Here is a 24,064-nt window from a genome sequence, read left to right as displayed (position 1 = left end):
CCCGTGGATCATACGTCGTCTTCGTCGATCAGCGGCTCGATCAGCTCCGGTCCCTCGGCGCGGTTGGAGTTGACCGCCCGTCCCACCCGATGCCGCGCCAGCCGCCCTTCGGGCGCGGCCCGCATCAGCGGCGCGGCCTTCCCCTCGACCTCGCCCAGCCAAAGCGGCCAGTCCGCCTCGGCCAGCGTCACCGGCTCCCTGTGATGGACCTCCGACATGGTCGGCCCGGCGGCGCAGGTGATGATGGCGCAGGTCGGCGCCCGCTCCGGCCCCCAGTCCTGCCAGATCCCGGCAAAGGCCAGAACGTCGCCCTCCACCGGCTTGAAATACCACGGCAATCGCGTGCCGTCCTCGGTCTTGGTCCACTCGTAGAACCCGCTCGCCGGGATCAGGCAGCGCCGCTCCCGGCAGGCGGCGCGGAAGGCGGGCTTCTCGGCCACCGTCTCGGCCCGCGCATTGAACAAAAGCGGCCCATCGGTGGGCGTCTTGTACCAGTGCGGGATGAGACCCCAGCGCATCGGGACCAGCGCCCGCCGCTCTCCGCCTGCGCGCACGACCGGCACCTGGGTGGTCGGACAGACGTTGTAGCGCGGCCCCTCCGGCAGGTCGTTGGCGGGTGCTGCGGCGAAGACCTGCACCATCGCGTCCTGCGGCAGGGTCAGCGCGTAACGTCCGCACATCGCTGACTATTCCACGGGCACGGGCGTGTAGGTAAGGGTCGCGACATAGCCCTTCCCGTCCTCCCGCGGGCCGTGCGTGACGGTCCCCCCGAGGTGCTGGGCCGAGGCCGCCATGAGCCGCCCGCCGAGGCCCTGGCTGCCCCCCTTAGCGGCGCCGCCGATCCCGTCGTCGTTGCAGGTCAGGCGCCATTCGCCGGTCTCGGCGGTCTCGCCCACGACGACGATCCGGCCGGGCCGCTCGTCCGGAAAGCCGTGCTTGACGGCGTTCGACACCATCTCGTTGAGCAGCAGGCCCAGCGACGCGGCCTTCGGCCCCGGCAGGCGCAACGGCTCGATCCGGCAAGAGATGGCGATCTCGTCGGGTGCCATCTCGGCCAGGTAACGCACGATCTGGGCAAGATAATCCGAGACCTCGATCCCGGCCGCGTCGAGATCCTGGCGATAGAGCTCGCGGTGGAGCGCCGAGGTCGCGGCGATCCGCGCCTGGACCTGCTCCAGCGCCGCACGCGTCTCCTCGCTGCGGGAGCGGGAGGCGGTCATCCGCGTCATCGCCGCGATCGAGGCGAGACTGTTCTTCACGCGATGATCCGCCTCGCGCCGCAGCTCGTCGGCCCGGCGCAGGGCCTCGTGAAGCTCCAGCATCCGCATCGCCTGGTCGGCCAGGATGCGCAGCCCCTTGTGCTGCCCGTCGCTCAACCGCCGCGGCTTGCGGTCGAGCACGCAGAGCGAGCCGAGCGCGATCCCTTCCGCCGTCACGATCTGCGCGCCCGCGTAGAACAGCAGCGGGTCCTCCGGATCGGTCACGAGCGGGTTGTCCGCCGTCCGCGGATCCGCGCGCAGGTCGCCGATCTCGAGCAGGCCGTCCTCCAGGATCGCATGCGCGCAGACCGAACGCTGGAGGTCGGTGCCGTCGAGATCGAGGCCGCAGACGGCCTCGAAGGTCTGGCGATCCGCGTGGACGATGGAGACCAGTGCGATCGGGCAATCGGTGATCTGGCTGGCAAGCTCGACCAGCCCGCTCATGCGGCCGGCGTGAATCTGCGCGCCGAGCTCGTAGGTCCGGATCGCGGCGAGTCGTTTGGCCTGATCGGCAGGCGTCGGTGCAAGCATGGGGACGCCTTTCGTTTAAGTTGTAGCGACCGGCAGGGGTCTATACGTCCGACGCTGACGGTCAACGGCGAAAAATGTCCCGGTTTGACGGCGTCGGCAACGGGGCGCCCCGCGCGGGGGCGCCCCGGGCACCATCACTTCGCGGTGATGCGGCCGTCGGTATAGGGCGTGTAGCTGCCGCCCTGATCGGCGATGTAGTCGGCGACCACGACTTCGAGGCCAGGCCCGAAATCATAGGCGTCCTCGGCGTCCAAGAAGATCGAGTAGCCGTCGCCGCCGTTGCGCACGTAGTTGTTGGTCGCGACCTGATAGGTGGCTTCCGGGTCAATGGGCTCTCCGCCGACCATGACGTCGCTGACGCGGTTGCCCGGCTCGGCCGAGGCGTCGAAGGCGAAGCTCATACCCGCGACCTGCGGGAAGCGGCCGGCGCCTTCCTCGATCTGGCTAACCCCGTTCTCGAGCGCGTCGATCAGGTCCTGACCGGAGGCCGAGAAGGTGGCGAGCGTGTTCTGGAACGGCAGCACCGTCAGCACTTCGCCCATCGTGATCTCGCCCGAGTCGATCGAGGCGCGCAGGCCCCCGCCATTGGTGATGGCGACGGTCACGCCCTGGTCGGCGGTGCGGTCCAGCATGGCGTCGGCCACGAGGTTGCCCATCGCGCATTCGCCCGCCCGGCAGACCTCACGCGAGCCTTCGATGGCCTCGGTCGCCTCGCCGATGACCCGGGACTTCAGCTCCTCGATGGGGCCGGCCAGCTCGGCGATCCGCGCGGCGATCTCCGCGTCGGGCTCGACCGAGGCGTCGAGCAGGTTGGTGTCGCCCTCGGCCGAGATCAGGTTGCCTTCCTCGTCGAACTCCAGCGTCAGGTGGCCGACATACTTGGAATAGGCGTAGGCCTGCACGATCGGCACGCCGTTGACCTCGGTCGGATAGGCCTCGGCGCCTTCCTCAGTATTCGAGAACAGCGTGTGCGAATGTCCGCCGACGATGGCGTCGAGCCCGGTGACGGCCTCGGCGATCTCGCGATCCTTCGGCAGGCCGACATGGGTCAGTGCGATGATCTTGTCGACGCCCATCTCGGTCAGCGCATCGACATCGGCCTGAAGCGCGTCGATCTCGTCCTGGAAGATGACGTTCGGCCCGGGGCTGGACGTCTCGGAGGTGTCGGTCGCCAGAGCCGAGACGATGCCGATCCGCTCGCCGCCGATTTCCAGCACGAGGTGATCGGCGACCTGGTCGTCGCCCAGCACGTTGGACTGGCTGAGGTCCAGGTTGCCGGAGACGAGCGGCACCTCGACCTCGCCCGCGAACTCGGCCAGCTGCTCGGGGCCGTCGTCGAATTCGTGGTTGCCCACGGCCATGGCGTCGAAGCCGATGGCGTTCATCATCTCCGCTTCGACGTCGCCCTTGTAGGTTGTGTACATCAGCGAGCCCTGGAACTGGTCGCCCGCGTCCAGCACGATGACGTTCTCGCCGTCCAGCTCGGCGCGCTTGCCGTCGATGAAGGTCTTGATCCGGGCGACCCCGCCGAAGCATTCGCCCGCCGCGTCGTCCTCGGCCGAGCAGGTCGAATCGAAGGCGTTGATCGGCTCGATCCGGCTGTGCAGGTCGTTGATGTGCAGGATGTGCAGCGTATACGCGGCATCCTGCGCCGCCGCGGTCCCCGCGGTCAGCGCGAGCACGGCGGTGGCAGTCAGTAGCTTGTTCATCTTCGTGAACCCCCTGTTGAATGATGGCGGATGGTGCGCAGGTCTCACGGGCGTGTCAAAGCGATATGACGAAGTGCCTCGCTTGACGGCAGGGTATCTGCGCGGCAGACCGCCGGCATGATCTACAAGATTTTCCGCACGCCCGAATGGGAGGCGTTGAAGGCCGACGGCTCGACCCTCGGCGCACCGGTGGACCTGGCCGACGGCTATGTCCATTTCTCGACGGCGGCGCAGGCAGGCGAGACGGCGGCGCGGCATTTCGCGGGCGTCGAGGGGCTCTGGCTGATCGCCTGCGACGAGGCCGCGCTCGGCTCGGACCTGAGGTGGGAGCCGTCGCGCGGCGGGGAGGACTTCCCGCATCTCTACGCGCCGCTCCGGCTGGACCAGGTGGCCTGGGCGCAGCCGCTGCCGCTGGTGGACGGCGCCCACCGCTTCCCCGCCGGGATGGAATGATCGAACGCCTGGGCCTCGCTGCCCTGCGCCGTCTCGACCCGGAGCGGGCGCATGGCCTGGCGCTCGCGGCGCTGAACGCGGGGCTGGGTCCGCGCGGCGGGCCGCTCACCTCGCCGCGGCTGGCGACCAGAGTGGCGGGGCTGGACCTGCCCAATCCGATCGGCCTTGCGGCCGGCTTCGACAAGAACGCGACGGCGCTCGGCGCCCTGTCGCGCGCGGCCTTCGGCTTTCTCGAGGTCGGCGCCGCGACCCCGCGGCCCCAGCCCGGCAACCCGCGCCCGCGCCTCTTCCGGCTGGCCGAGGACCGGGCCGCGATCAACCGTTTCGGCTTCAACAACGACGGCGCGGAGGCCATCGCCGCCCGGCTGGCCCGGCGGCCCCGCGGCAACGTCATCGGCCTGAACCTCGGGGCGAACAAGGACAGCGCCGACCGGACTGCCGACTTCGCCTCGGTGCTGGCGACCTGCGGCCCGCATGTCAATTTCGCGACGGTCAACGTCTCCAGCCCGAACACCGAGCGGCTGCGCGACCTGCAGGGCGTCGAGGCCCTGTCGGCCCTTCTGGCCGGCGTCCTCGCCGCTCGCGACGCCCTGCCCCGCCGCGTCCCCGTTTTGCTCAAGATCGCGCCCGACCTGGGCGACGCCGAACTGGCCGGGATCGCCGCGGCCGCGCGCGGCGTCGACGGCATCGTCGCCACCAACACGACGCTTGACCGGGCCGGTCTGGTCTCGCCGCATCGCGCCGAGGCGGGCGGGCTGTCGGGCCAGCCGCTCTTCGAGAGATCGACCCGCGTGCTGGCCCGACTTTCGACGCTGACCGACCTGCCGCTGATCGGCGTGGGCGGCATCGCCACGCCGGCGCAGGCCTATGCCAAGATCCGGGCGGGCGCCTCGGCGGTGCAGCTCTATACGGCGCTGGTCTACGAGGGGCCGAGCCTCGTCACGCGGCTCGCCACTGGCCTCGACCGGCTGCTCGCACGGGACGGCTTCGCCAACGTGGCCGAGGCCGTCGGCACCGACCGCGATCGCTGGCTCTGACGGCCTTCTTCGCCGCCTAGACGTCCCGGGCGGCTGGCGTCGGAGCGGGCGCTGGCACCCCGGCCTCCGCCGCCTGCTCCAGCGCCGGATAGCGCATTCCCAGCGTCACGGCCCGGGCGAGGAACGACACCGTCAGCGCCGCCCAAAGCCCGTGATTGCCGAACATCGGCACCAGGGCCAGCGCCGCCAGGACATAGATCGCGAAGCTCACCGCCATCATGTCGCGCATGTCCCGCGTGCGGGTGGCGCCGATGAAGATGCCGTCCAGCATGAAGGACCAGACCGCGACCAGCGGCCCCAGAACCGCCCAGGGCAGGAAGGCGCGGGCGGCCGCGCGGACCTCGGGGTCGGTGGCCAGCGTCTCGATCAGCGCGGTGCCGCCGAAGCCGTATGCCAGCGCCATCGCCGCCGCCATGCCCGCGCCCCAGGCGCCGGTCAGCACCACCGCCCGCCGGAGCCGCGCCCGTGCCCGCGCGCCGAAGGCATGGCCGACCAGCGCCTCGGCGGCGAAGGCGAAGCCGTCGAGCGCATAGGCGGTGATGTAGACGAATTGCAGCAGCACCTGGTTGGCCGCCAGCACGGTCGTCCCGAACCGCGCGCCGACGAAGACGAAGGACAGGAACGTCGCCTGCAGCAGGACCGACCGGATCAGGATGTCCCCGTTCACCGTCAACATCCGCCGCAGTCGCACCGGGTCGAAGACCCGCGCCGGGTCGCGCCAGGCCGGGACGGCGAGCACCCCGCGGCAGAGCCAGAGCCCCAGCGCCGCGCCCCCCCATTCGGCGGCGAAGGTGGCCCAGGCGATGCCCGGCACGCCGAGCCCGAGGCCGAGGCCCAGCCACAGGCTCAGCGCCATGTTCGTCCCGTTCATGACCAGCTGCAGGACCAGCACCGCGCCCGTCCGCTCCGCCGCGATCAGCCAGCCGGTCAGGCCGTAGACCGCGATGGCCGCGGGCGCCGACCAGATGCGGACCGCCATGTAGTCGCGCGCCAGCGCCTCGACCGGCGGCGTGGCGGGCGACAGCGCGAAGGCCGCCGCGAAGAGCGCCGGTTGCAGCAGGATCAGCGCGACTCCGGCCGCCGCCGCGATCAGCAGCGCGCGCGACAGCAGCGCGACGGTCTCGTCCGCGTCGCCCGCACCGATGGCCTGCGCGGTCATGCCGGTCGTGCCCATCCGCAGGAAGCCGAAGATCCAGTAGATCGTCGTCAGCGCGATGGCGCCGATGCCGACGGCGGCGATCGGCACGGCCTCTCCCATACGGCCCGCGACCCCGGTGTCGACCGCGCCGAGAATCGGGACCGTGGCGTTCGAAAGCACGACCGGAATGGCGATGCGAAGGACGCGCGCGTGGGTGAGGTCGCTCACTCCTCGCGCCGGGGCATCAGGAAATGCCCGGTCGCCTGCGCGAAGAGCCGGTCGCGATTGTCCTGCCAGCCCTCGACATGGATCGAGGCATAGCGCCGCCCCGACCGGTTCACCCGGGCCCGCGCATAGGCGTCGCGCGGCAGGCCCGAGCGCAGGTAGTCGACCGAGAAGTCGATCGTCTTCGGCAGGCGCGGCAGGGTCTCGGGCGTCAGCCCCTCGGCCGCCAGCCGCCCCGCCTCGAGATCGTCCCAGAGCATCGCCCAACTCAGCGTGACGATGGCCGTGACCTCGAGGAAGGCGGCCGTGACGCCCCCATGCAGCGCCGGCAGCGCCGGGTTGCCGATCAGCTTCTCGTCGAAGCGGAGCACGCCGGTCAGCTCGTCGCCCCGCCGGTCGAACGAGATGCCGAGGAAGCGCGCATAGGGCACGCCCCCCACCAGCGCGGCCAGCGCTCCGTCGCGGCGTTGCTTGACGACCTGGATCGGCTCGGGGCGCTTCATCGGTCGCCCCCGCGGTCCAGCGTGAAGGCGCCGTTGGCGACGGCGACGGGGCCCTCGCCGCTCTCGTCGAAGGCCTCGGCGCGCACGAAGGCGACGGAGCGGGTGACGTGGTGGCAGACGGCGCGGGCGGTGATCCGCTCGCGCGGGGCGGCGGCGCGCATGTAGTCGATCCGCAGATCCATCGTCGCGGTCGACATCGCCGCCGCCGGGTGGCACAGCACCGCCGCGCCGCCCGAGGTGTCCATCAGCGCCGAAATCGCGCCGCCATGGATGACGCCGGTGATGGGATCGCCCACCAGCTCCTCGGCCCAGGGCATCGACAGGACGGCGACGCCGTCCGCCGCCTCCTCGACGCGCATAGACAGCGCCCGACAATGCGGCAGGGCCGAGATGAATTGCTGCGCCAGGCGGTTTCGGGAGTCGGAGGTCGGATCGCTCATGCCCCGTTCCTGACCGAGGCCGCGCGCGGCGGCAAGCCCGCGCCGCTCCGCCCCCGGGACGTAGACAGCCGCGGCGGGCCTGTGGCACCCTCCGCCGCGGAGGGGGGAGCGCGATGACCGAACGGCTCGACTTCAAGCAGATGTGCGCACGCTTCGAGGTGACGCCGCGGACCCTGCGGCACTACGAGTATATCGAGCTGCTCACCCCCGAGCGCGAGGGTCGCGCACGGTTCTACGGCCCGCGGGAGATCGCGCGGATGACGCTGATCCTGCGCGGCCGCAAGTTCGGCTTCTCGCTGGAGGAGATCCGGCAATGGCTGGAGCTCTATGATGCCGATCCCGAGGGGCGGACCCAGAAGCTGCGCTGGATCGAACTCGCCGAGAGCCAGCTTGCCGAACTGGCCGAGCGCCGGCGGCACATGGACGAGGCCATCGACGAGCTGTCGGCCCTGCGCGATGCGGTCAGAGAGGACCTCGGCTCCTGAGGACCTGCGGCGCGCCGACGCAGCCCTTTGATCACGCGAAGCTTTGGACTGCCTCCGGGGCAGGCTGACGGTAAGGAAACTGCGCAACTTGAGGTTGTATTCGACAGGATGTTACGTCGCCTTCCAAGATGACGTAACGTCCGGGTTACGTCAACGTCACCGTCTCTTGTATGAGGAGCCCGCGAGTCGCAGATCGCCCCGGTCAATGGGAAATCGTGACTCACACGGGAAGACACACGCGATGCAAGACGTTCTGATGACGATACGACAGATGTGCGACGAATTCGAGGTGACGCCGCGCACGCTCCGCTTCTACGAGGCGAAGGAACTGCTGTTCCCCAAGCGCGAGGGACAGAAGCGGCTGTTCACCCGGCGCGACCGCGCGCGGCTGAAGCTGATCCTGCGCGGCAAGCGCTTCGGCTTCTCGCTCGAGGAGATTCGCCAGCTGCTCGATCTCTACGATCTCGGCGACGGCCAGGCGACGCAGCTCGCCCGCAGCCACGAGATCGGGCGTCAGCGCCTTGCCGCGATGATCAGCCAGCGCGACGAATTGAACACGGCCATCGAAGATCTCGAAGAACAGCTGCGTTGGGGTGAGAAGATGCTCTCGCAGATGCAGCCCCGCAAGGCCGGCTGAGACACCAGACAGTTCCGGGCGCCCGGCGCCCGGCCCCCACCAGGAGGACCACGATGCCCAGCTACACCGCCCCCGCCAAGGACATGCAGTTCGTCCTGCACGACCTCCTGAAGGTCAGCCAGCAGGACGTCCCCGGCTATGCCGACATGGATGCCGAGTTCACCGGCGCCATCATCGAGACGCTGGGCCAGCTTGCGACCGAGGTGATCCACCCGCTCAACGTCGTGGGGGACCGGCAGGGCTGCACGCTGGAGAACGGGATCGTGCGCACGCCCGACGGCTTCAAGGAGGCGTTCGACCAGCTGCGCGACGGCGGCTGGACCTCGCTCGACGCGCCCGAGGAATACGCCGGTCAGGGCCTGCCCTATCTGTCCTACACGATCGCGGGTGAGATCCTGTCGGCCTCGAACATGGCCTTCAACATGTATTACGGCCTGACCCATGGCGCCGCCTCGGCAATCATGGCGCACGGGACGGATGCGCAGAAGGCCAAGTGGCTGCCGAAGATGACGTCCTGCGAATGGACCGGCACCATGAACCTGACGGAGCCGCATGCCGGCACCGATCTCGGCATGATGCGCACCAAGGCCGTCCCGCAGGAGGACGGCACCTACAGGATCACCGGTCAGAAGATCTTCATCTCGGCCGGCGACCACGACATGGCCGACAACATCGTCCACCTCGTGCTGGCCAAGATCCAGGGCGGGCCCGAGGGGATCAAGGGCGTCTCGCTCTTCATCGTGCCGAAGTTCCACGTCGATGACGACGGCAATATCGGCGCGCGCAACGGCGTCTCGGTCGGCAAGATCGAAGAGAAGATGGGGATCCACGGGAACTCCACCTGCGTGATGAACTACGACGAGGCCACGGGCTATCTGCTGGGGCAGGAGCACAAGGGCATGCGCGCCATGTTCACCATGATGAACGAGGCGCGGCTGGGCGTCGGCCTCCAGGGCTATGCCCAGGCCGAGATCGCCTACCAGAACGCGCTGGCCTATGCGCTGGACCGCCTGCAGGGCCGCGACGTGACGGGGGCGAAGAACCCCGCCGGCCCGGCCGACCCGCTGATCGTGCACCCGGACATCCGTCGCAACCTGATGGACCAGAAGTCCTTCGTGGAGGGCGCCCGCGCCTTCACCTTCTGGGGCGCCACGCTGATCGACCGCCACATCCGCATGGGCGACGCCGATGCCGAGGGTCTGGTCTCGCTGATGACCCCGGTCCTGAAGGGCTTCCTGACCGACAAGGGCTTCGAATACGCCACGGCGGCGCAGCAGATCTATGGCGGCCACGGCTACATCGAAGAATGGGGCATGTCGCAATTCGCCCGCGATGCCCGCATCGCGATGATCTACGAGGGCGCGAACGGCGTGCAGGCGCTGGACCTCGTGGGCCGCAAGCTGGCGCAGGACGGCGGCAAGCACGTCATGGCCTTCTTCGAGATGGTGAAGTCCTTCTGCAAGGAGAACGACACCGACGAGATGAAGGGCTTTGTCGAGCCGCTGAAGGCGGCGTCGAAGGACCTGCAGGCGGCGGGGATGTACTTCATGCAAAATGGAATGAAGAACCCGAACGCCGCGCTGGCGGGAAGCTACGACTTCATGCACATGATGGGCCATGTCTGCCTCGGCCTGATGTGGGCGCGCATGGCGAAGGCCGCGATGGAGAAGCTGAAGGAGGACGGCGCCGACCGCGACTTCCTCGAGGCCAAGATCGCGACCGGCCGCTACTACATGGCGCGCCAGCTTCCGGCGACGGCGATGCATCTTGCGCGCATCCAGACCGGCCCCGAGACGATCATGGGCCTGGAGGCGACCGCATTCTGAGGGAGCGGTGGGCAGGCAGCCCGCCCGACGCAGCCAGGAGGAAGGCCCGTGACCCATCCCGTCCCGCGCATGACCCGTCCCTCCCGCGCACGTGTGACGGAGCCCGGCCACCGCCGGCTCCGCACCTTCGCGGCGGAGACGGGGCTCAGCGAGGACGAGGCGCTGACCTTCCTTCTGGAGAACCTCGACCGCATCGCGGAGCCGACGGCGCTTGCCCGGCGCCTGAAGGAGTTCCGGGCGGCGCGGGTGGATCGGCCGGATGCCCCCGGCGGGGATGTCTGAGCCGGGAAGACGGCCCGGAGACGGGACACGCGGTGACGCCGCCCCCGGGCCGGAGAAAGCGTCGCCTTCTCCCCTCACGGTCATCGGCGTCCCCGCCTGTACCGCGGGACGAGGATAGGGACCGAAAGGTTGCATCAGGGTTAACGGCCCCCTTTCTTCCCTCCTGAAATATCCTCCGGGGGGTCCCGGGGGGTGGAAAACCCCCTGGACCGGACCGGGGCACATGGACGACCCGGCGAAAGGACGCGCAGCAATGACCATCAAGCTCCACTGCTTCGGAGAATCCGGCAACAGCTACAAGGCCGCGCTCGCGCTGGAGCTTGCGGGCCTCGACTGGGAGCCGGTCTTCGTCGACTTCTTCGGCGGCCAGGCCCGGACGCCCGAATGGCGCGCCGAGAACCCGATGGGCGAGGCGCCGGTGCTGGTCGAGGGGGACTTCCGCCTCAGCCAGTCGGGCGCCATCCAGCAGTGGATCAGCGACCGGTCGGGCAAGTTCGGCGGCCGCCCGGAGGACCGCTACGACATCCTGCGCTGGGTGCTCTGGGACAACCACAAGCTCAGCTCGATGGCGGGCACGACCCGCTTCCTGATGAACTTCCTGCCCGAGGCGAAGCGTCCGCAGGAGGTGATCGCCTTCTCGCAGGGCCGCCTCAAGGCCGCCTACGACACGCTGAACCGCCACCTGGAGGGGCGCGACTGGATCGTCGGCGACGGCCCGACAAACGCCGACCTCAGCTGCTGCGGCTATCTATACTATCCCGAGCCCTTCGGCTTCGACCGCGCCGACTGGCCCCATATCGACGCCTGGCTGGACCGCATCGCCGCCCTGCCCGGCTGGAAACACCCCTACGACCTCATGCCCGGACGCCCGTCCGACCGCGAAGGAGCGACCCAATGACCGAAGCCTATATCTACGACGCCATCCGCACCCCGCGCGGCAAGGGCCGTGCCGACGGCTCCCTCCACGAAGTCACCGCCGCCCGCCTGTCCGCGCAGGTGCTCGACACTCTGGCAGAGCGCAGCGGGCTCGAGGGTCATGCCGTCGAGGACGTGATCTGGGGCAACGCCACCCAGGTCGCCGAGCAGGGCGGCTGCCTCGCGCGGACCGCCGTGCTGGCCTCGAAGCTTGACGAGCGCATTCCCGGCCTGTCGATCAACCGCTTCTGCGCCTCCGGAATGGAGGCGGTGAACCTTGCCGCCAACCAGATCCGCGGCGGCGCGGGCGAAGGCTACATCGCCGGCGGCGTCGAGATGATGAGCCGCGTCCCGATGGGCTCGGACGGGGCGGCGGTGGCCGTGGACCCGTCGATCGCGATGAACAGCTATTTCGTGCCGCAGGGAATCTCGGCCGACATCATCGCCACCGAATACGGCTTCAGCCGGGACGACGCAGACGCCTTCGCCGTCGAGAGCCAGAAGCGCGCCGCCCGCGCCTGGGAGGAGAAGCGGTTCGCAAGGTCCGTCGTCACCGTGCGCGACATCAACGGCCTGCCGATCCTCGACCACGACGAATATATCCGCGCGAACACCGACATGCAGTCGCTGGGCGCCCTGAACCCCGCCTTCGAGACGATGGGCACGACCATGCCCGGCTTCGACAAGGTCGCGCTGATGAAATACCCGCATCTGGCGCGCATCAACCACGTCCACACCGCCGGCAACTCGTCCGGCATCGTCGACGGCGCGGCCGGCGTCCTGCTCGGCTCGAAGGAGTTCGGCGAGAAGTGGGGCCTGACGCCCCGCGCCCGCATTCGCGCCACCGCCAAGATCGGGACCGACCCGACCATCATGCTGACCGGCCCGGTCCCCGTGACCGAGAAGATCCTCGCCGACAGCGGCATGCAGATCGGCGACATCGATCTCTTCGAGGTGAACGAGGCGTTCTCCTCGGTCGTGCTGCGCTTCATGCAGGCCTTCGACATCGATCACGGCAGGCTCAACGTCAATGGCGGCGCCATCGCGATGGGCCACCCGCTTGGCGCCTCGGGCGCGATCATCCTCGGCACCCTGCTCGACGAGATGGAGCGGTCCGACAAGGAAGTCGGCCTCGCCACGCTCTGCGTCGCCTCGGGCATGGGCGCGGCCACGGTCATCGAGAGGGTCTGATGCGCGACCCGCGGGACATCTATCAGGAGAATCTCGACCGGGTCGCCGTCCGGCTCTGGGCGCGCGACTTCGACGGGGTCTGCGACCTGCTGCTCGTGCCGCCCCCGGTCGGCACCGGCGCCGGGGTCGAGGACGGGGGGGCGATCCGCCGGAACCTGGCGGACTATTGCCGGTCACTCGACGAGTTCGGCGCCCAAGGGTACCATCGGCTCTGTCTCGAGGCGGCCTACACCTCGGATGAGGGCGTCCAGATCAGAGGCCGCCACCGGACCTTCGTGCTGGCCGGGGGAGCGCATGTGATCCCGCCCTACGACTGCGAGATGGACCTGCTGATGACGCCGCATGGCTGGAAGGCAGCGCGGCTGAGGCTGCTGGCGGACAGCGTCGCGATCCCGATCATCGATCCGGCGGAGTTCCGTCCGCGGGAGAATGCGACGGAGAGCCTGCCGTGACCGAAAATGCGTGGCAGATCTATCAGGACCATCTCGACGCGGTGTCCAAAGCCTTCTGGGCGCGGGACTACGACCGCGTCGTGACGATGATGTCCTACCCTCACAAGATGCGGTCCGGCCGACTTTGCCAGGTCGTCCAGACCCCGGGCGAACTGATCGAGGTGGCCGAGATCGCGCGCAGCTCGATGCAGCGCCTCGGCGGAACCGCCTATCACCGCGTCTGTCTGGAAGCCGCCTTCAATCCCGACGATCCCGACCATATCCGGGGCCGTCACCGCGTCTTCCTGCTGCGCGGCGGCAGCTACGTCATCGATCCCTACGAGAGCGAGATGTGCCTCGTCCGCGTCGACGGCAGCTGGCTCAGCATGGGAGTTTCGAACGAGAACAACATCGCGATCGTCACGACGCTCGACCCCTCGCGGGCCGAGCGCATCGCCAACTGATCCATCCGGAGACGACATGACCGACTTCACCCTCTCCACCGATGCCGAGGGCATCGCCACCATCACCTGGGACGTGAAGGGCAAGTCCATGAACGTGCTGAGCCTAGAAGGCTGGGACGATCTGGACGCCTGCGTCACCGAGGCGCTGGCCGACGACGCCGTCAAGGGCATCGTCATCACCTCGGGCAAGCCCGACAGCTTCGCCGGCGGCATGGACCTGAACGTCATCGCGAAGATGAAGGACAGCGCCGGCGACGACCCCGCCCGCGGCCTGATGGACGGGCTGATGCGCAGCCACGCCATTCTGCGTAAGATCGAGCGGGCGGGCATGGACCCGAAGACGCTGAAGGGGGGCAAGCCCGTCGCCTGCGTCCTGCCGGGCACCGCGCTCGGCATCGGGCTGGAGATCCCGCTCGCCTGCCACCGCATCTTCGCGGCAGACAATCCGAAGGCCAAGATCGGCCTGCCCGAAATCATGGTCGGCATCTTCCCCGGCATGGGCGGCACCACCCGGCTCGCCCGCAAGCTGGGCGCCATGGGCGCCTCGCCCTTCCTGCTGGAAGGCAAGCTGTCTGACCCGCAGAAGGCGAAGGCCGCGGGCCTGATCGACGAGGTCAGCGACGACCCGATGGCCGACGCCCGTGCCTGGGTGCTGTCGGCGAAGGACGCGGACCTCGTGAAGCCCTGGGACCAGAAGGGCTACAAGATGCCCGGCGGCGCGCCCTACCACCCCGCGGGCTTCATGACTTTCGTCGGCGCCTCCGCCATGGTGAACGGCAAGACCCAAGGAGTCTACCCGGCCGCCAAGGCGCTGCTGAACGCCGTCTACGAGGGCGCGCTCGTGCCCTTCGACACGGCGCTGAAGATCGAGGCGCGCTGGTTCACGCATGTCCTGATGAACCCCTCCTCCGAAGCGATGATCCGCTCGCTCTTCATCAACAAGGAGGCGCTGGAGAAAGGCGCGAACCGGCCGGACGTGCCCGACCAGAAGGTGAAGAAGGTCGGCATCCTCGGCGCCGGAATGATGGGCGCGGGCATCGCCTATGTCTCGGCCAACGCCGGGATCGAGGTCGTGCTGATCGACCGGGAGCAGGCCGCCGCCGACAAGGGCAAGGGCTATTCCGAGGGCATCCTCGACAAGGGGATGAAGCGCAAGAAGGTCACCGCGGAGAAGAAGGCCGAGGTTCTGGGCCGCATCAACGCCACGACGGAGCTCGAGGCGCTGTCCGATTGCGACCTGATCGTCGAGGCGGTCTTCGAGGACGTGGGCGTCAAGGCCGAGATGACGAAGAAGGTCGAGGCCGTCGTCGGCCCCGACTGCATCTTCGCGACCAACACCTCCACCCTGCCGATCACCGAGCTGGCCAAGGCCAGCGAACGACCCGAGCAGTTCATCGGCATCCACTTCTTCTCGCCGGTCGACAAGATGCTGCTGGTCGAGATCATCAAGGGCAAGCAGACGGGCGACCGCGCGGTGGCGAAGGCGCTCGACTACGTGCGCCAGATCCGCAAGACTCCCATCGTCGTCAACGACGCGCGGTTCTTCTACGCCAACCGCTGCATCATTCCCTACATCAACGAGGGGATTCGCATGGTCGGCGAGGGCGTGAACCCGGTGCTGATCGAGAACGCGGCGAAGCTCCTGGGCTTTCCGCTCGGGCCGCTTCAGCTGGTGGACGAGACCTCGATCGACCTCGGCGTGAAGATCGCCAAGGCCACGCGCGCCGCGATGGGCGACGCCTATCCCGACAGCGCGGTGGACGAGGTGCTGTTCGCCTTCGCCGATGCGGGCCGGCTCGGTCGCAAGTCGAACGCGGGCTTCTACGACTACGACGAGAGCGGCAAGCGCCAGAACCTCTGGTCTGAACTGGGCACCCGCTATCCTTTGGCGGAGGAGCAGCCCGACCTGCACGAGGTCCAGAACCGGCTGATGTTCGCGCAGGTGCTGGAAGCCGTGCGGGCGCTGGAGGAGGACGTCCTGCTCGACATCCGCGAGGGCGACGTGGGCGCGATCCTCGGCTGGGGCTTCGCGCCCTGGTCGGGCGGCCCGTTCTCCTGGCTCGACATGGTCGGCGCCGCCTGGGCGGTCGAGACGACCGAGGCGCTCACCGCAAAGCATGGCAAGCGGTTCGAGACGCCGGCGCTGCTTCGCAAGCTGGCCGCCGAGGACGAGGGCTTCTACGCCGCCGCCCGGGCCGCCGCGGCCTGAGCCCTTCGCGGGCCGCTTCGGCGGCCCGCGTGACCCATCTGCATCAATCCCCGAAACGGTCTGCGTGAAATTCCTCGGATCGTTTCAAATTCTGGCCCCATTCCGGTGCCATCCTGTTTCCCGAAGCCCCCCAATCGAATGGGAACGGGAAATGAAACAACTGGCACTCGCCACGCTCGCGGCCCTGTCGCTGGCCGCCACCGCCCATGCGGGCGACTTCGCCCGGATCGCCTCCGAAGAGGCGTTCCGGGCATATGTCGCCGACCGAACCCTGGTCGACGAGTTCGGCGGCACCCGGGTCTTCGGCGGCAATGGCGGGCTCGGCGGACGGCAGGACAGGTCGGTCATCACCGGTGGCTGGGTCTGGCACAAAGACGCGCTCTGCCACCGCACGCGGATGGACGGGATCGAGGTCGAGAACGACTGCGTCCATCTCTGGATGCGCGGTACGACGGTGGTGATGCAAACCAAGCGCGGCCGCTCGACCGAAGTCGCCTGGACGCTGCGCTGACGCGTCAGGCCGGATCGAAGCGGTAGCCGAAGCGCGCGATGTCCTCGCCGCAGATATCGCCCACCCGCGCCTGCGTGCGCGCGTCGTAATAGCCGCGCCAGTCGGCCTCGCGGTCGGAGCGGTTGGCCACCGGCATCTCGACCCTGAACCCGAGCAACGCCTCGAACGGGGCGAGGTCCTCGGACAAGTGTTCCAACCTTATGAAGATCGGGTCGCAACCACCTGATACGTATGAAGTGTAGGGGTTGCGCCGCATGCTCTCGCCCGTCTCGGGGGCCATCAGGAACCCCGCGAAATCCGTGCGCTTGGCAAGCGCGACCGCCGGATGGGCGAAGTCCTGCACCCGCAGCCAGTGGTAATAGCTCACCATCCGGTCCCACGGATTGCGGACCAGCGTCACCGGCCGCAGCGCGGTGAGCTGAACGTCGGGCAGCAAACCCTTGATGTCGCTCAGCCTGGAATGCTTCCAGAGCCGCCCCTCGGCCTGCATCCCCTGCAACCGCCGCCGTCTGCGTCGGGCCTTCGGCGTGTCCCCGATCAGGATGTCGTCGGCGCGCGCCCGCGCCTCCAGCGCCAATGCCATCGCGGTGCCGCCGGTCTTCGGGATGTGCACGAAGACATAGCCGCGCCCCGGCGAGACGATCATGCCACCGCGCGCTCCGAGCGTAGCACCACCACGCTTCCGGCCGTGGCGATCAGGACGAGGCCCAGCAGGCCGGTCGGCCCCAGCGACTCGCCCCAGAGGAACCAGCCGAAAACCGCGGAGAAGCCGAGCACCGAGTACTCGAAGATCGAGGCGACCGAGGCCTCGGCCAGCTGGTAGCCCCGCGTCAGCAGCAGCACCGCGACCAGCGAGCCCACCGCCTGAATCGCGATCACACCCCAGACCGTCGCGTCGGGCACCACCCAGCCGCGCGTCAGGAACCCGTCGCCAGTCCCCATCACGAGGACACCGAGCAGCCCCCAGAGACCCATGCAGGTGAAGACGCCCATGCTCAGCTCCAGCGTGCCCTCGCCCGCGCACCAGGCGCGGGTGGCCAGCGCCCCGACCCCGTAGAACGCCCCCGCGAGGACCGGCGCCAGCACCAGCGGCGACAGTCGCGACGGGTCCGGGGCGAGCACCAGCATCACGCCGAGAAACCCGACGGCGACCGCGGCGATGCGGACCGGGCCGATGCGCTGCCCGAACGCCGTCGACATCAGCAGGATCCAGAGCGGCGCGGTGAACAGCCCCGCCGCGACCTGCGCCACCGGCAGGAAGCCCAGCGCGCCGAAATAGAGGATCATCGCGACCGAGATCGTCAGCGACCGCCCCGCCAGCCCGCGCCAGCTGACCACGCGCAGGCGGCGTCGAACGGCCACGGCCCAGGCCAGCACGATCGTCCACATCAGAAGGCTGCGCAGCAGGTGGAAGGTCCAGAGGCTCGATTGTTCGGCCAGAAGTCGCACGAACTGGTCGATGAAGCCGATGATCGCCATCGCCGCGAGGATCGAGAGGGCCGCGGCCAGAGGTTTGTCGCTCATATGCCTTGTCCTCCCCGGGCGCGCGCGCGACTATCGGCGCGCCGCAGAGCACTTGCAAGACGGGGGGAGGCGATGGGCTGGCTGACGGACGAGACCGGGTTGGAGCGATGCGCCGCCAACCATGTGGCGTTGACGCCGCTGTCGCATCTCAACCGCGCGGCCCTGGTCTGGCCCGGCCGCGAGGCGCTTGTTCACGGCGCCACCCGCCGCAGCTACGCCCAGCTTCGGGAGCGGGTGACGCGGCTCGCCTCGGCGCTCGCCGCGCACGGGATTGCGCCGGGCGACGTGGTCTCGACCATCCTGCCCAACGTCCCCGCGCAGGTCGAGGCCGCCTTCGGCGTGCCGGCCTGCGGCGCGGTGCTCAACACGATCAACACGCGGCTCGATCTCGACACGGTCAGCTACATCTTCGGCCATGGCGGGGCGAAGGCGGTGCTGGTCGACACCCAGTTCCTGAAGCTGGCCGAGGACGCCGCCGCCGCGCAGGAGGCGCCGCCGCTGATCGTCGAATGCCCCGACCCCGAGGCGGGTTTCGACGCGACCGGACGCCACCTGACCTATGAGGACCTGCTGGCCGAGGGCGATCCCCGCTTCGCCTGGATCATGCCCGAGGACGAATGGGAAAGCCTCGCGCTCAACTACACCTCCGGCACGACGGGGCGGCCGAAGGGCGTCGTCTACCACCATCGCGGCGCCTACCTGATGACGATGGGGACCGTGATCTCCTGGCGGATGGTTCTCTACCCGAGGCTTCTGACCATCGTGCCGCTGTTCCACTGCAACGGCTGGTGCCACGCCTGGATGATGCCGCTGGTGGGCGGGACGGTCGTCTGCTGCCGCGACATCTCGGCCAGGGCCATCTTCGGCGCGCTGGCCGACGAGGGGGTGACCCATTTCGGCGGCGCGCCCATCGTGCTCAACATGCTGGTGAACGCCCGGGCCGAGGACCGGCGGGACTTCCCGCAGCATGTCGAGGTCTTCACCGCCGGCGCCCCGCCGGCCGCAGCGACCCTGGCCAAAATGGCCGCGCTCGGCTTCGAGGTGACCCATGTCTACGGGCTGACCGAGACCTACGGCCACGTCTCCGAGAATGTCTGGCAGCCGGGCGAGTGGGACCAGCGGCCCGCCGAAGAGAAGGCCGCGATGCGCGCCCGCCAAGGCGTCGCCTTCCCGATGATGGAAGGGCTCGACGTGTTCGGCGAGGACGACCTTCCGATCGCCGCCGATGGCAAGGCCCAGGGCGAGATCGCGATGCGGGGCAACTCGGTCATGAAGGGCTATTACCGCAATCCCGAAGCCACGCAGGAGGCGTTTCGCGGGGGCTGGTTCCGCTCCGGCGATATCGCGGTCAAGCATCCGGACGGTTATGTCCAGATCGCGGACCGCGCGAAGGACATCATCATCTCGGGCGGCGAGAACGTGAGCAGCGTCGAGGTGGAGGGCGTGCTGATGCATCACGACGCGGTCGACCTCTGCGCCGTGGTCGCGCAGCCCGACGAGACCTGGGGCGAGGTGCCCTGTGCCTTCGTCGAGCTGAAGCCGGGCGCCGAGGTCACCGCCGAGGAGCTGATCGCTTTCGCCCGCCAGCGGCTCGCGGGCTTCAAGACGCCGAAGCGCGTGGTCTTCGGCGAGTTGCCCAAGACCTCGACCGGCAAGATCCAGAAGTTCGTCCTGCGGGATCGGGCCCGCGCGGTGCCCGCTTGACCGCCATCGACGGGCTGGAACGGCTGGAGACGACGGCCCTGTGGCGCCCCGAGGCGGGAGCCCAGAGGCGGGACGTCTATGTCTCGATCGGCGAGGCGGAACTGGTGATCCAGGACAATGCCGGGACCGCGCTGACCCACTGGTCGCTGCCCGCGCTGGTCCGCGTGAATACCGGCACGCCCGCGCGCTATGCCCCCGACCAGGGCACCGGAGAGGAGCTGGAGGTCGAGGAGCCGGAGATGGTCGCCGCGCTCGACCGAGTTGTCGCCGCCGTCGCCAAGGGCCGGGCCAAGCCGGGCAGCCTGCGCCGGATCGCGACGGGGCTGATCCTGGGCCTTGCGACGGGCTTCGCGATCATGTGGCTGCCCGGAGCGCTGCGCGACCAGGCGGCCGGGCTGCTGCCGCTGGTCAAGCGACAGGAGATCGGAGAGCGGATGCTGGCCGAGCTGACGCTGCTGACCGGCCCGCCCTGCGGGACGGTGACGGGGCGCGAGGCACTCGACCGGCTGAAGGCGCGGCTCCTGCCGACGACGCCGGGCCGGATCGAGGTCCTGCGCGACCTGCCGCACCCGGCGCTGGCACTGCCCGGCGGGCTGCTTCTGCTCTCGGACGGCCCGCTCGTCACCCGTGACGACCCGGACGTCGCGGCGGGCCATGTCCTCGCGGCGGCGGTCACGGCACAGGGCGGGCGCCCGCTGGAGGCATTGCTCCGCGACATGTCCACGGTGGCGCTGATCCGTCTGCTGACGGCGGGGGTGGTCACCGACGAGGAGATCACGGGCCATGTCGAGAACCTGCTGCTCGACGCGCCTCCGCTGGCGGAGGACGAGACACTGCGCTCGGGCTTCGCGGCGGCGCGCCTCGCCTGGGCGCCCTGGGCCGAGGCGACGGGGCGGCCAGCGGGCGAGGCCCCGGCCTCGCAGATGCCCGCCGCGCTAGACGACGAATCCTGGCAACGGCTGCGCGAGATCTGCGACGGCTGAACAGTCGGAACAGGTCCTCGGGTCAGGATCTTCCGCGAAGGTCGCGGAAGGCCGAACCCAGTCCGCGCCCTTGCGGGCCCCCATCACCGTCTGCCGCTAAAGACTCCCGCGCATCCGCACACCCTCTTCCCTCTCAGCAAGTCAAGCCTGACGCCCTCTCATTCTTCCAGCCGGACATCCTGCTCGGGCCCGGCGGCCGGTCCCCGGTCTCGCCCCGTCAGCCCGTTCGCCGGTCGGAAACAAGCCTCAGGCGGTCAATGCGCCGTCTCGCCCACCTCGCCCAGAGTCCAGAAGAAGTCCGGCGGATGGTCTCCGAAGACGACGTCGTCGGGCACCGCATCCGGCCCGGCGAGGAAGACGTTCGCGCCGAAGGCCCCGTGCATCCGGCTCAGCCGTCTCATCCGCTCCGACGTCAGCGCGGCGTGGAGCGCGGCATAGTCCGGCCGCGCCCGGAGTTCGGAGATCTTGGCGCGGTGCGCGGCGACGCTGGCCTCGTGCTGCGCGGCGACGCCGGGCAGAGCCTTCAGCGCCGCGACCTCCGCCGCCATCGCGGGCAACGCGCGGTGCAGCGAGCTGTCCCGCTCCGCGTTGTTGTTCATCCGGAACCAGTAGCCCAGCCCCTGGTCCCGGTCGACATGGTTCACCCGGCCCCTGTCCCGCTTGACGAGGAAGCTCTCGGCGTCGCGCACCGCGTAGTGGTTCAGCGTAACGAGGTCGTAGCCCACGGTTTCGACCGTCGAGCGCCAGCCTGTGCGCAGCATCGCGCGCGGCATCCGCGCGCCCGACCCGTTGACCCATTGCACCCGATCCCACATCTCGGGCTGCAACCCCTTCGGGCGGTGCACGCCCAGCTTTCGGTAGATGCCGAGGTTCCGGGCCAGCGTCTTGAACCCCCAGGCCTGGTGCGGCTTGCGCGTCATCTTCGGCGCGCAGCGGTCGAAGCGAAGCGGCACGGGGAGATCCTCGTAGGTCCCGAGATCGGCATTGCCGAACAGCCGCCAGGTGGCGGAGATCATGTTCGCATCGCCGACCGCGGCATAGAGGTCGGCGAGGCGTCCCTCCCCGACATGGACATTCAGGAACTCGTCCACGTCCATCGAGATCACCCAGCCGGCGCGGGCGATCACCCGCTCCTCCTCGGCGGCGGCGAGCGCGGCGTGCTGCGGCTTCAGCCCGGTGCCGGGGAAGGGGTTGGCCCGGTGCTGGACGATTCCGTGATCCTGGAGCAGGTCCAGAAGCCTGTCGGTCCCGTCGGTGCAGTCGTTCGTGTAGACCAGCACGTCGTCCACGCCGATGGCCCGGTGATGGGCGAGCCAGTCGAGGATGAAGGGCCCCTCGTTGCGCATGCAGGTCACGATGGCGGTGCGGCCCGGCAGCGACGCCGGAAGGCGCGGCGCGAGCGCTTCGGCGTCCGGGCTCGGCGGCAGCACGGGCTCGTGGCCGAAACCCTCGCGGGCCAAGGTCAGCAGTCCTTCGTCGAGCCGGAGCGCTGCCTTGGGGGCGAGCGGGGCGTCGCCGGCCTCGTTGTGGCGCGCGGCCATAGCCCGCAGGAAGGGGACGGGCGGGCCGGGATCGGGCTCCAGCTTGCCGACGCGGACCATCCGGAAGGCCGCCGACTCGGGCAGGCGCGCCGGGGCGGCGGCCCAGCGGCGATTGCCGCCCATCGGCTCGAACGGGGCGCAGACATGGTCGCCGAAGGCAGGCGCCGCACCGTCGCGGACGCGCCACGGGTAGACGCGCCGCCCGGCCAGCGCGACGACGCCGGACGGCGCCTCCGCCAGCCGCGGCCAGAGATCGGCCTCGGGCGCGAGCAGGTCCGAGACGTCCAGCCAGGCCACGCCGCGCACGGCGCCGAGGAAACGCCAGCGCAGCGCCTCCAGCACCGCGAGGCGTCCCAGCCGCGAGGTCCAGGGGTCGTCCGGCAGCGGCGGCATCCGGTCCCGTCCCGGCGCGTCGGGGGCGGTTTGGGCCGACCGTTCCGACGGCTCCGCAAGGCCGAGGGGAAGCGGCGAGGTTACGACGATCACGGGACAAGGCGCGTCGGCCAGTTTCAGGCCGGGCTCGCCGGGCCGCTGCCGGTCGAGGATCACGGCGCCCTGGACCCCGTGCCGCGCGACGTGCCAGGCCAGCCAGTCCGCCACCAGGGAGTCGGATTCGCCGTTGCGGGTCGCCATCAGGACATGGCGCCCGGCAAGCAGCCCGGGCTCCGGCGCGGCCCAGTCCAGGGAGTCCGTCGCGCGCCCCAGCAGGAGCGGCAACGCCCCCTGCCCGTCCCACTCCGCACGCAGCACCATGGACGACCCGAGGACCACGACCTGCCGCGGCACGAGCCCCTTTCTCGCGACGAGGGCGTCGGGGTCTATCGCCCCGGAAAGGAACAGCCGCACCTCGCGCCGCCCGTCGGCACCGGGCGGCCCGGCCTGGGCGTCGAGCACGTCGCAGCCGGGCAGCGACACCCCGCAGAGCGCGCGGCGCAGGATCATGCGCGGCGCCCCGCCAGCGCCGCGCGGCGCAGCGCGATCAGATGGCGTCCGAGCCTCGGCTCCGGCGCGACACTGCCTGCGGCCAAGACCAGCCGTCCGCAGAGCGCGGCGCCCTCGGGCTTGGCCAGCACGGCCTCCAGCGCGGCGGCATGCCACGCCCGGCTCTGCGCTTCCGCTTCGGCGACGCCGTCCAGCGCCCGCAGGCCCTCGGCCACGCCGCGCACGACCGGCAGCAGCGGCTCGATCGCACGGCAGCGCACGGCGTTGAAGTTCCGCTCCACCCAGTAGGTCAGGTCGATCTCCTTGCCCGTATGGTTGGGCAGCCCGCGCCCGCGCTTCACCAGGAACTCGTGGATCGACCGTATCGAGTAATGGTTGAGTTGCACCAGCCGGCCCGGCACCGGGTCGCCCCCCCGCCACAGCAGGATGCGGCCGGGCGCGCGGGCCAGCGCCGCGTCGGGGCGGCCGGTTTCGTCGGCGAAGACGGGCGGGGCGATCTGCTCCGGCCGGTGGATGCCGAAGCCGGTGAAGGGGCCGTCACGCCGGAACAGCGTCTTGAAGAAGGAGCCGAGCGCCGGGAAGGCCATCGCCTCGGGCGCGGCGCGGGTGAAGCGTTCGGGCACCATGCCCTCGCCCGGCTCGAATCGCCCGTCGCAGCCGAAGAGCCGCCAGGGCAGCGCGATCGCCTGCGCATCGCCGCAGGCGTCGATCAGGTCGGGCAGGCGTGCCGGGCCGGTCAGGGCGATCCATTCGTCGACGTCGAGATGCAGCAGCCAGTCCGCCTCCTGCACCGCCGGATGCGCCCAGGCGGCGCGCAGAGCGCGCCATTGCGGCGCCGGCCCCTCCAGGCCACGGCAGGCGCCCTGCGGAACATGGATCACGCCCGCGGGGGCGAGCGCGTCGAGCAGCCGCTCGCTGCCGTCGGCGCAGTCGTTGGTATAGGCTAGCATCCGGCGTACCCCGAGCGCCTTCAGATGGGCGATCCAGTCGGTGACGTAGGGCCCCTCGTCGCGCAGGCAGGTGACGACGACGATATCAGGCGAGGGCTCGCCCTTAGCTTCAGATCTGGTCACCGATTGGGGCATGATGGGCGCGGCTCCGGTCCGTTCGGGGCGACGATGCAG

Annotated in this window: 24 protein-coding genes; 14 read left to right on the top strand and 10 right to left on the bottom strand. The window is 69.8% G+C overall.

Annotation, left to right across the window (positions count from 1 at the left end):
* Positions 1–8 precede the first annotated feature (8 nt).
* The 3 genes from DR046_RS17160 to DR046_RS17150 form a co-directional block, all read right to left on the bottom strand.
* Positions 9–680: an SOS response-associated peptidase gene (locus DR046_RS17160; protein WP_115383606.1), complete on the bottom strand. Its 672-nt coding sequence runs from the start codon at positions 678–680 to the stop codon at positions 9–11.
* Positions 681–686: 6 nt separating this feature from the next.
* On the bottom strand, positions 687–1,790 hold the full coding sequence (locus tag DR046_RS17155) for a sensor histidine kinase (RefSeq protein WP_115383605.1): 1,104 nt from the start codon (positions 1,788–1,790) through the stop codon (positions 687–689).
* 134 nt (positions 1,791–1,924) lie between these two features.
* Positions 1,925–3,499: a bifunctional metallophosphatase/5'-nucleotidase gene (locus DR046_RS17150; RefSeq protein WP_115383604.1), complete on the bottom strand. Its 1,575-nt coding sequence runs from the start codon at positions 3,497–3,499 to the stop codon at positions 1,925–1,927.
* A 117-nt stretch (positions 3,500–3,616) separates the two neighbouring features.
* On the opposite strand from DR046_RS17150, the gene DR046_RS17145 reads away from it, so the two are divergent.
* Positions 3,617–3,952 carry a DUF952 domain-containing protein gene (locus DR046_RS17145; protein WP_115383603.1) on the top strand — a complete coding sequence of 112 codons (336 nt, stop codon included), beginning with the start codon at positions 3,617–3,619 and terminating at the stop codon, positions 3,950–3,952.
* The gene (locus tag DR046_RS17140) at positions 3,949–4,989 is read left to right on the top strand and encodes a quinone-dependent dihydroorotate dehydrogenase (RefSeq protein WP_115383602.1); all 1,041 of its coding nucleotides are present in this window, start codon (positions 3,949–3,951) and stop codon (positions 4,987–4,989) included. The genes DR046_RS17145 and DR046_RS17140 overlap by 4 nt, the downstream gene beginning before the upstream one ends.
* Before the next feature lie 16 nt (positions 4,990–5,005).
* Here the strand turns inward: DR046_RS17140 and DR046_RS17135 are convergent, their stop codons facing one another.
* From DR046_RS17135 to DR046_RS17125, 3 genes are read right to left on the bottom strand one after another with little or no spacing between them, the layout of a single operon-like run.
* Positions 5,006–6,355, bottom strand: coding sequence for an MATE family efflux transporter (locus tag DR046_RS17135; protein WP_115383601.1), 1,350 nt, complete (start codon positions 6,353–6,355; stop codon positions 5,006–5,008).
* Positions 6,352–6,855: a PaaI family thioesterase gene (locus DR046_RS17130; protein WP_115383600.1), complete on the bottom strand. Its 504-nt coding sequence runs from the start codon at positions 6,853–6,855 to the stop codon at positions 6,352–6,354. Before DR046_RS17130 ends, DR046_RS17135 begins: the two co-directional genes overlap by 4 nt.
* On the bottom strand, positions 6,852–7,295 hold the full coding sequence (locus tag DR046_RS17125) for a PaaI family thioesterase (protein ID WP_115383599.1): 444 nt from the start codon (positions 7,293–7,295) through the stop codon (positions 6,852–6,854). The genes DR046_RS17130 and DR046_RS17125 overlap by 4 nt, the downstream gene beginning before the upstream one ends.
* A gap of 113 nt (positions 7,296–7,408) precedes the next feature.
* Between DR046_RS17125 and DR046_RS17120 the strand changes: the two genes are divergently transcribed.
* The 10 genes from DR046_RS17120 to DR046_RS17075 all read left to right on the top strand — a co-directional run bounded on the left by DR046_RS17120 (position 7,409) and on the right by DR046_RS17075 (position 16,246).
* A complete protein-coding gene (locus DR046_RS17120; RefSeq protein WP_115383598.1) occupies positions 7,409–7,780 on the top strand; it encodes a MerR family transcriptional regulator in 372 nt (123 codons plus the stop codon).
* Positions 7,781–8,021: 241 nt separating this feature from the next.
* Positions 8,022–8,417: a MerR family transcriptional regulator gene (locus DR046_RS17115; RefSeq protein ID WP_115383597.1), complete on the top strand. Its 396-nt coding sequence runs from the start codon at positions 8,022–8,024 to the stop codon at positions 8,415–8,417.
* Positions 8,418–8,470: 53 nt separating this feature from the next.
* A complete protein-coding gene (locus tag DR046_RS17110; RefSeq protein WP_115383596.1) occupies positions 8,471–10,243 on the top strand; it encodes an acyl-CoA dehydrogenase C-terminal domain-containing protein in 1,773 nt (590 codons plus the stop codon).
* Positions 10,244–10,291: 48 nt separating this feature from the next.
* Complete coding sequence (locus DR046_RS17105) at positions 10,292–10,525, top strand: hypothetical protein (RefSeq protein WP_245190985.1); 234 nt, start codon at positions 10,292–10,294, stop codon at positions 10,523–10,525.
* Positions 10,526–10,778: 253 nt separating this feature from the next.
* Complete coding sequence (locus DR046_RS17100) at positions 10,779–11,423, top strand: glutathione S-transferase family protein (protein ID WP_115383595.1); 645 nt, start codon at positions 10,779–10,781, stop codon at positions 11,421–11,423.
* The gene (locus DR046_RS17095; protein WP_115383594.1) at positions 11,420–12,631 is read left to right on the top strand and encodes an acetyl-CoA C-acetyltransferase; all 1,212 of its coding nucleotides are present in this window, start codon (positions 11,420–11,422) and stop codon (positions 12,629–12,631) included. The genes DR046_RS17100 and DR046_RS17095 overlap by 4 nt, the downstream gene beginning before the upstream one ends.
* Positions 12,631–13,083 carry a hypothetical protein gene (locus DR046_RS17090; protein ID WP_115383593.1) on the top strand — a complete coding sequence of 151 codons (453 nt, stop codon included), beginning with the start codon at positions 12,631–12,633 and terminating at the stop codon, positions 13,081–13,083. The genes DR046_RS17095 and DR046_RS17090 overlap by 1 nt, the downstream gene beginning before the upstream one ends.
* Positions 13,080–13,526, top strand: coding sequence for a hypothetical protein (locus DR046_RS17085; RefSeq protein ID WP_115383592.1), 447 nt, complete (start codon positions 13,080–13,082; stop codon positions 13,524–13,526). Before DR046_RS17090 ends, DR046_RS17085 begins: the two co-directional genes overlap by 4 nt.
* A 16-nt stretch (positions 13,527–13,542) precedes the next feature.
* Positions 13,543–15,735, top strand: a complete 2,193-nt coding sequence (locus tag DR046_RS17080; protein WP_115383591.1) for a 3-hydroxyacyl-CoA dehydrogenase NAD-binding domain-containing protein — start codon at positions 13,543–13,545, stop codon at positions 15,733–15,735.
* A 151-nt stretch (positions 15,736–15,886) separates the two neighbouring features.
* Positions 15,887–16,246 (top strand): hypothetical protein, encoded by a 360-nt coding sequence (locus DR046_RS17075; RefSeq protein WP_115383590.1) that lies wholly within the window; start codon positions 15,887–15,889, stop codon positions 16,244–16,246.
* A 4-nt stretch (positions 16,247–16,250) separates the two neighbouring features.
* Here the strand turns inward: DR046_RS17075 and DR046_RS17070 are convergent, their stop codons facing one another.
* Positions 16,251–16,892, bottom strand: a complete 642-nt coding sequence (locus DR046_RS17070; protein ID WP_115383589.1) for a sulfotransferase family protein — start codon at positions 16,890–16,892, stop codon at positions 16,251–16,253.
* Positions 16,889–17,770: a DMT family transporter gene (locus tag DR046_RS17065; protein ID WP_115383588.1), complete on the bottom strand. Its 882-nt coding sequence runs from the start codon at positions 17,768–17,770 to the stop codon at positions 16,889–16,891. The genes DR046_RS17070 and DR046_RS17065 overlap by 4 nt, the downstream gene beginning before the upstream one ends.
* A gap of 72 nt (positions 17,771–17,842) precedes the next feature.
* On the opposite strand from DR046_RS17065, the gene DR046_RS17060 reads away from it, so the two are divergent.
* On the top strand, positions 17,843–19,474 hold the full coding sequence (locus tag DR046_RS17060; protein ID WP_115383587.1) for an AMP-binding protein: 1,632 nt from the start codon (positions 17,843–17,845) through the stop codon (positions 19,472–19,474).
* Positions 19,471–20,457 (top strand): hypothetical protein, encoded by a 987-nt coding sequence (locus tag DR046_RS17055; protein ID WP_115383586.1) that lies wholly within the window; start codon positions 19,471–19,473, stop codon positions 20,455–20,457. The genes DR046_RS17060 and DR046_RS17055 overlap by 4 nt, the downstream gene beginning before the upstream one ends.
* A gap of 254 nt (positions 20,458–20,711) precedes the next feature.
* On the opposite strand, the gene DR046_RS17050 is transcribed toward DR046_RS17055, so the two are convergent.
* Both DR046_RS17050 and DR046_RS17045 read right to left on the bottom strand, forming a co-directional pair.
* A complete protein-coding gene (locus DR046_RS17050) occupies positions 20,712–22,940 on the bottom strand; it encodes a glycosyltransferase family 2 protein (RefSeq protein WP_115383585.1) in 2,229 nt (742 codons plus the stop codon).
* Positions 22,937–24,025, bottom strand: coding sequence for a glycosyltransferase family 2 protein (locus DR046_RS17045; protein WP_115383584.1), 1,089 nt, complete (start codon positions 24,023–24,025; stop codon positions 22,937–22,939). Before DR046_RS17045 ends, DR046_RS17050 begins: the two co-directional genes overlap by 4 nt.
* Positions 24,026–24,064 lie beyond the last annotated feature (39 nt).

Source organism: Jannaschia formosa, assembly GCF_003340555.1.
Classification (GTDB): Bacteria; Pseudomonadota; Alphaproteobacteria; order Rhodobacterales; family Rhodobacteraceae; genus Jannaschia; species Jannaschia formosa.
The sequence above is the reverse complement of the archived record's forward strand: the minus strand, read 5'-3'. Positions and strand labels throughout refer to the sequence as shown.

What these genes read in the sequence shown, in the direction of transcription:
- DR046_RS17080 (WP_115383591.1), top strand. Translation starts at nt 13,543, where the DNA reads ATGACCGACTTCACCCTCTCCACCGATGCCGAGGGCATCGCCACCATC.
- DR046_RS17090 (WP_115383593.1), top strand. Translation starts at nt 12,631, where the DNA reads ATGCGCGACCCGCGGGACATCTATCAGGAGAATCTCGACCGGGTCGCC.
- DR046_RS17075 (WP_115383590.1), top strand. Translation starts at nt 15,887, where the DNA reads ATGAAACAACTGGCACTCGCCACGCTCGCGGCCCTGTCGCTGGCCGCC.
- DR046_RS17120 (WP_115383598.1), top strand. Translation starts at nt 7,409, where the DNA reads ATGACCGAACGGCTCGACTTCAAGCAGATGTGCGCACGCTTCGAGGTG.
- DR046_RS17070 (WP_115383589.1), bottom strand. Translation starts at nt 16,892, where the DNA reads ATGATCGTCTCGCCGGGGCGCGGCTATGTCTTCGTGCACATCCCGAAG.
- DR046_RS17110 (WP_115383596.1), top strand. Translation starts at nt 8,471, where the DNA reads ATGCCCAGCTACACCGCCCCCGCCAAGGACATGCAGTTCGTCCTGCAC.
- DR046_RS17115 (WP_115383597.1), top strand. Translation starts at nt 8,022, where the DNA reads ATGCAAGACGTTCTGATGACGATACGACAGATGTGCGACGAATTCGAG.
- DR046_RS17060 (WP_115383587.1), top strand. Translation starts at nt 17,843, where the DNA reads ATGGGCTGGCTGACGGACGAGACCGGGTTGGAGCGATGCGCCGCCAAC.
- DR046_RS17155 (WP_115383605.1), bottom strand. Translation starts at nt 1,790, where the DNA reads ATGCTTGCACCGACGCCTGCCGATCAGGCCAAACGACTCGCCGCGATC.
- DR046_RS17160 (WP_115383606.1), bottom strand. Translation starts at nt 680, where the DNA reads ATGTGCGGACGTTACGCGCTGACCCTGCCGCAGGACGCGATGGTGCAG.
- DR046_RS17095 (WP_115383594.1), top strand. Translation starts at nt 11,420, where the DNA reads ATGACCGAAGCCTATATCTACGACGCCATCCGCACCCCGCGCGGCAAG.
- DR046_RS17140 (WP_115383602.1), top strand. Translation starts at nt 3,949, where the DNA reads ATGATCGAACGCCTGGGCCTCGCTGCCCTGCGCCGTCTCGACCCGGAG.
- DR046_RS17125 (WP_115383599.1), bottom strand. Translation starts at nt 7,295, where the DNA reads ATGAGCGATCCGACCTCCGACTCCCGAAACCGCCTGGCGCAGCAATTC.
- DR046_RS17050 (WP_115383585.1), bottom strand. Translation starts at nt 22,940, where the DNA reads ATGATCCTGCGCCGCGCGCTCTGCGGGGTGTCGCTGCCCGGCTGCGAC.
- DR046_RS17145 (WP_115383603.1), top strand. Translation starts at nt 3,617, where the DNA reads ATGATCTACAAGATTTTCCGCACGCCCGAATGGGAGGCGTTGAAGGCC.
- DR046_RS17100 (WP_115383595.1), top strand. Translation starts at nt 10,779, where the DNA reads ATGACCATCAAGCTCCACTGCTTCGGAGAATCCGGCAACAGCTACAAG.
- DR046_RS17045 (WP_115383584.1), bottom strand. Translation starts at nt 24,025, where the DNA reads ATGCCCCAATCGGTGACCAGATCTGAAGCTAAGGGCGAGCCCTCGCCT.
- DR046_RS17065 (WP_115383588.1), bottom strand. Translation starts at nt 17,770, where the DNA reads ATGAGCGACAAACCTCTGGCCGCGGCCCTCTCGATCCTCGCGGCGATG.
- DR046_RS17150 (WP_115383604.1), bottom strand. Translation starts at nt 3,499, where the DNA reads ATGAACAAGCTACTGACTGCCACCGCCGTGCTCGCGCTGACCGCGGGG.
- DR046_RS17130 (WP_115383600.1), bottom strand. Translation starts at nt 6,855, where the DNA reads ATGAAGCGCCCCGAGCCGATCCAGGTCGTCAAGCAACGCCGCGACGGA.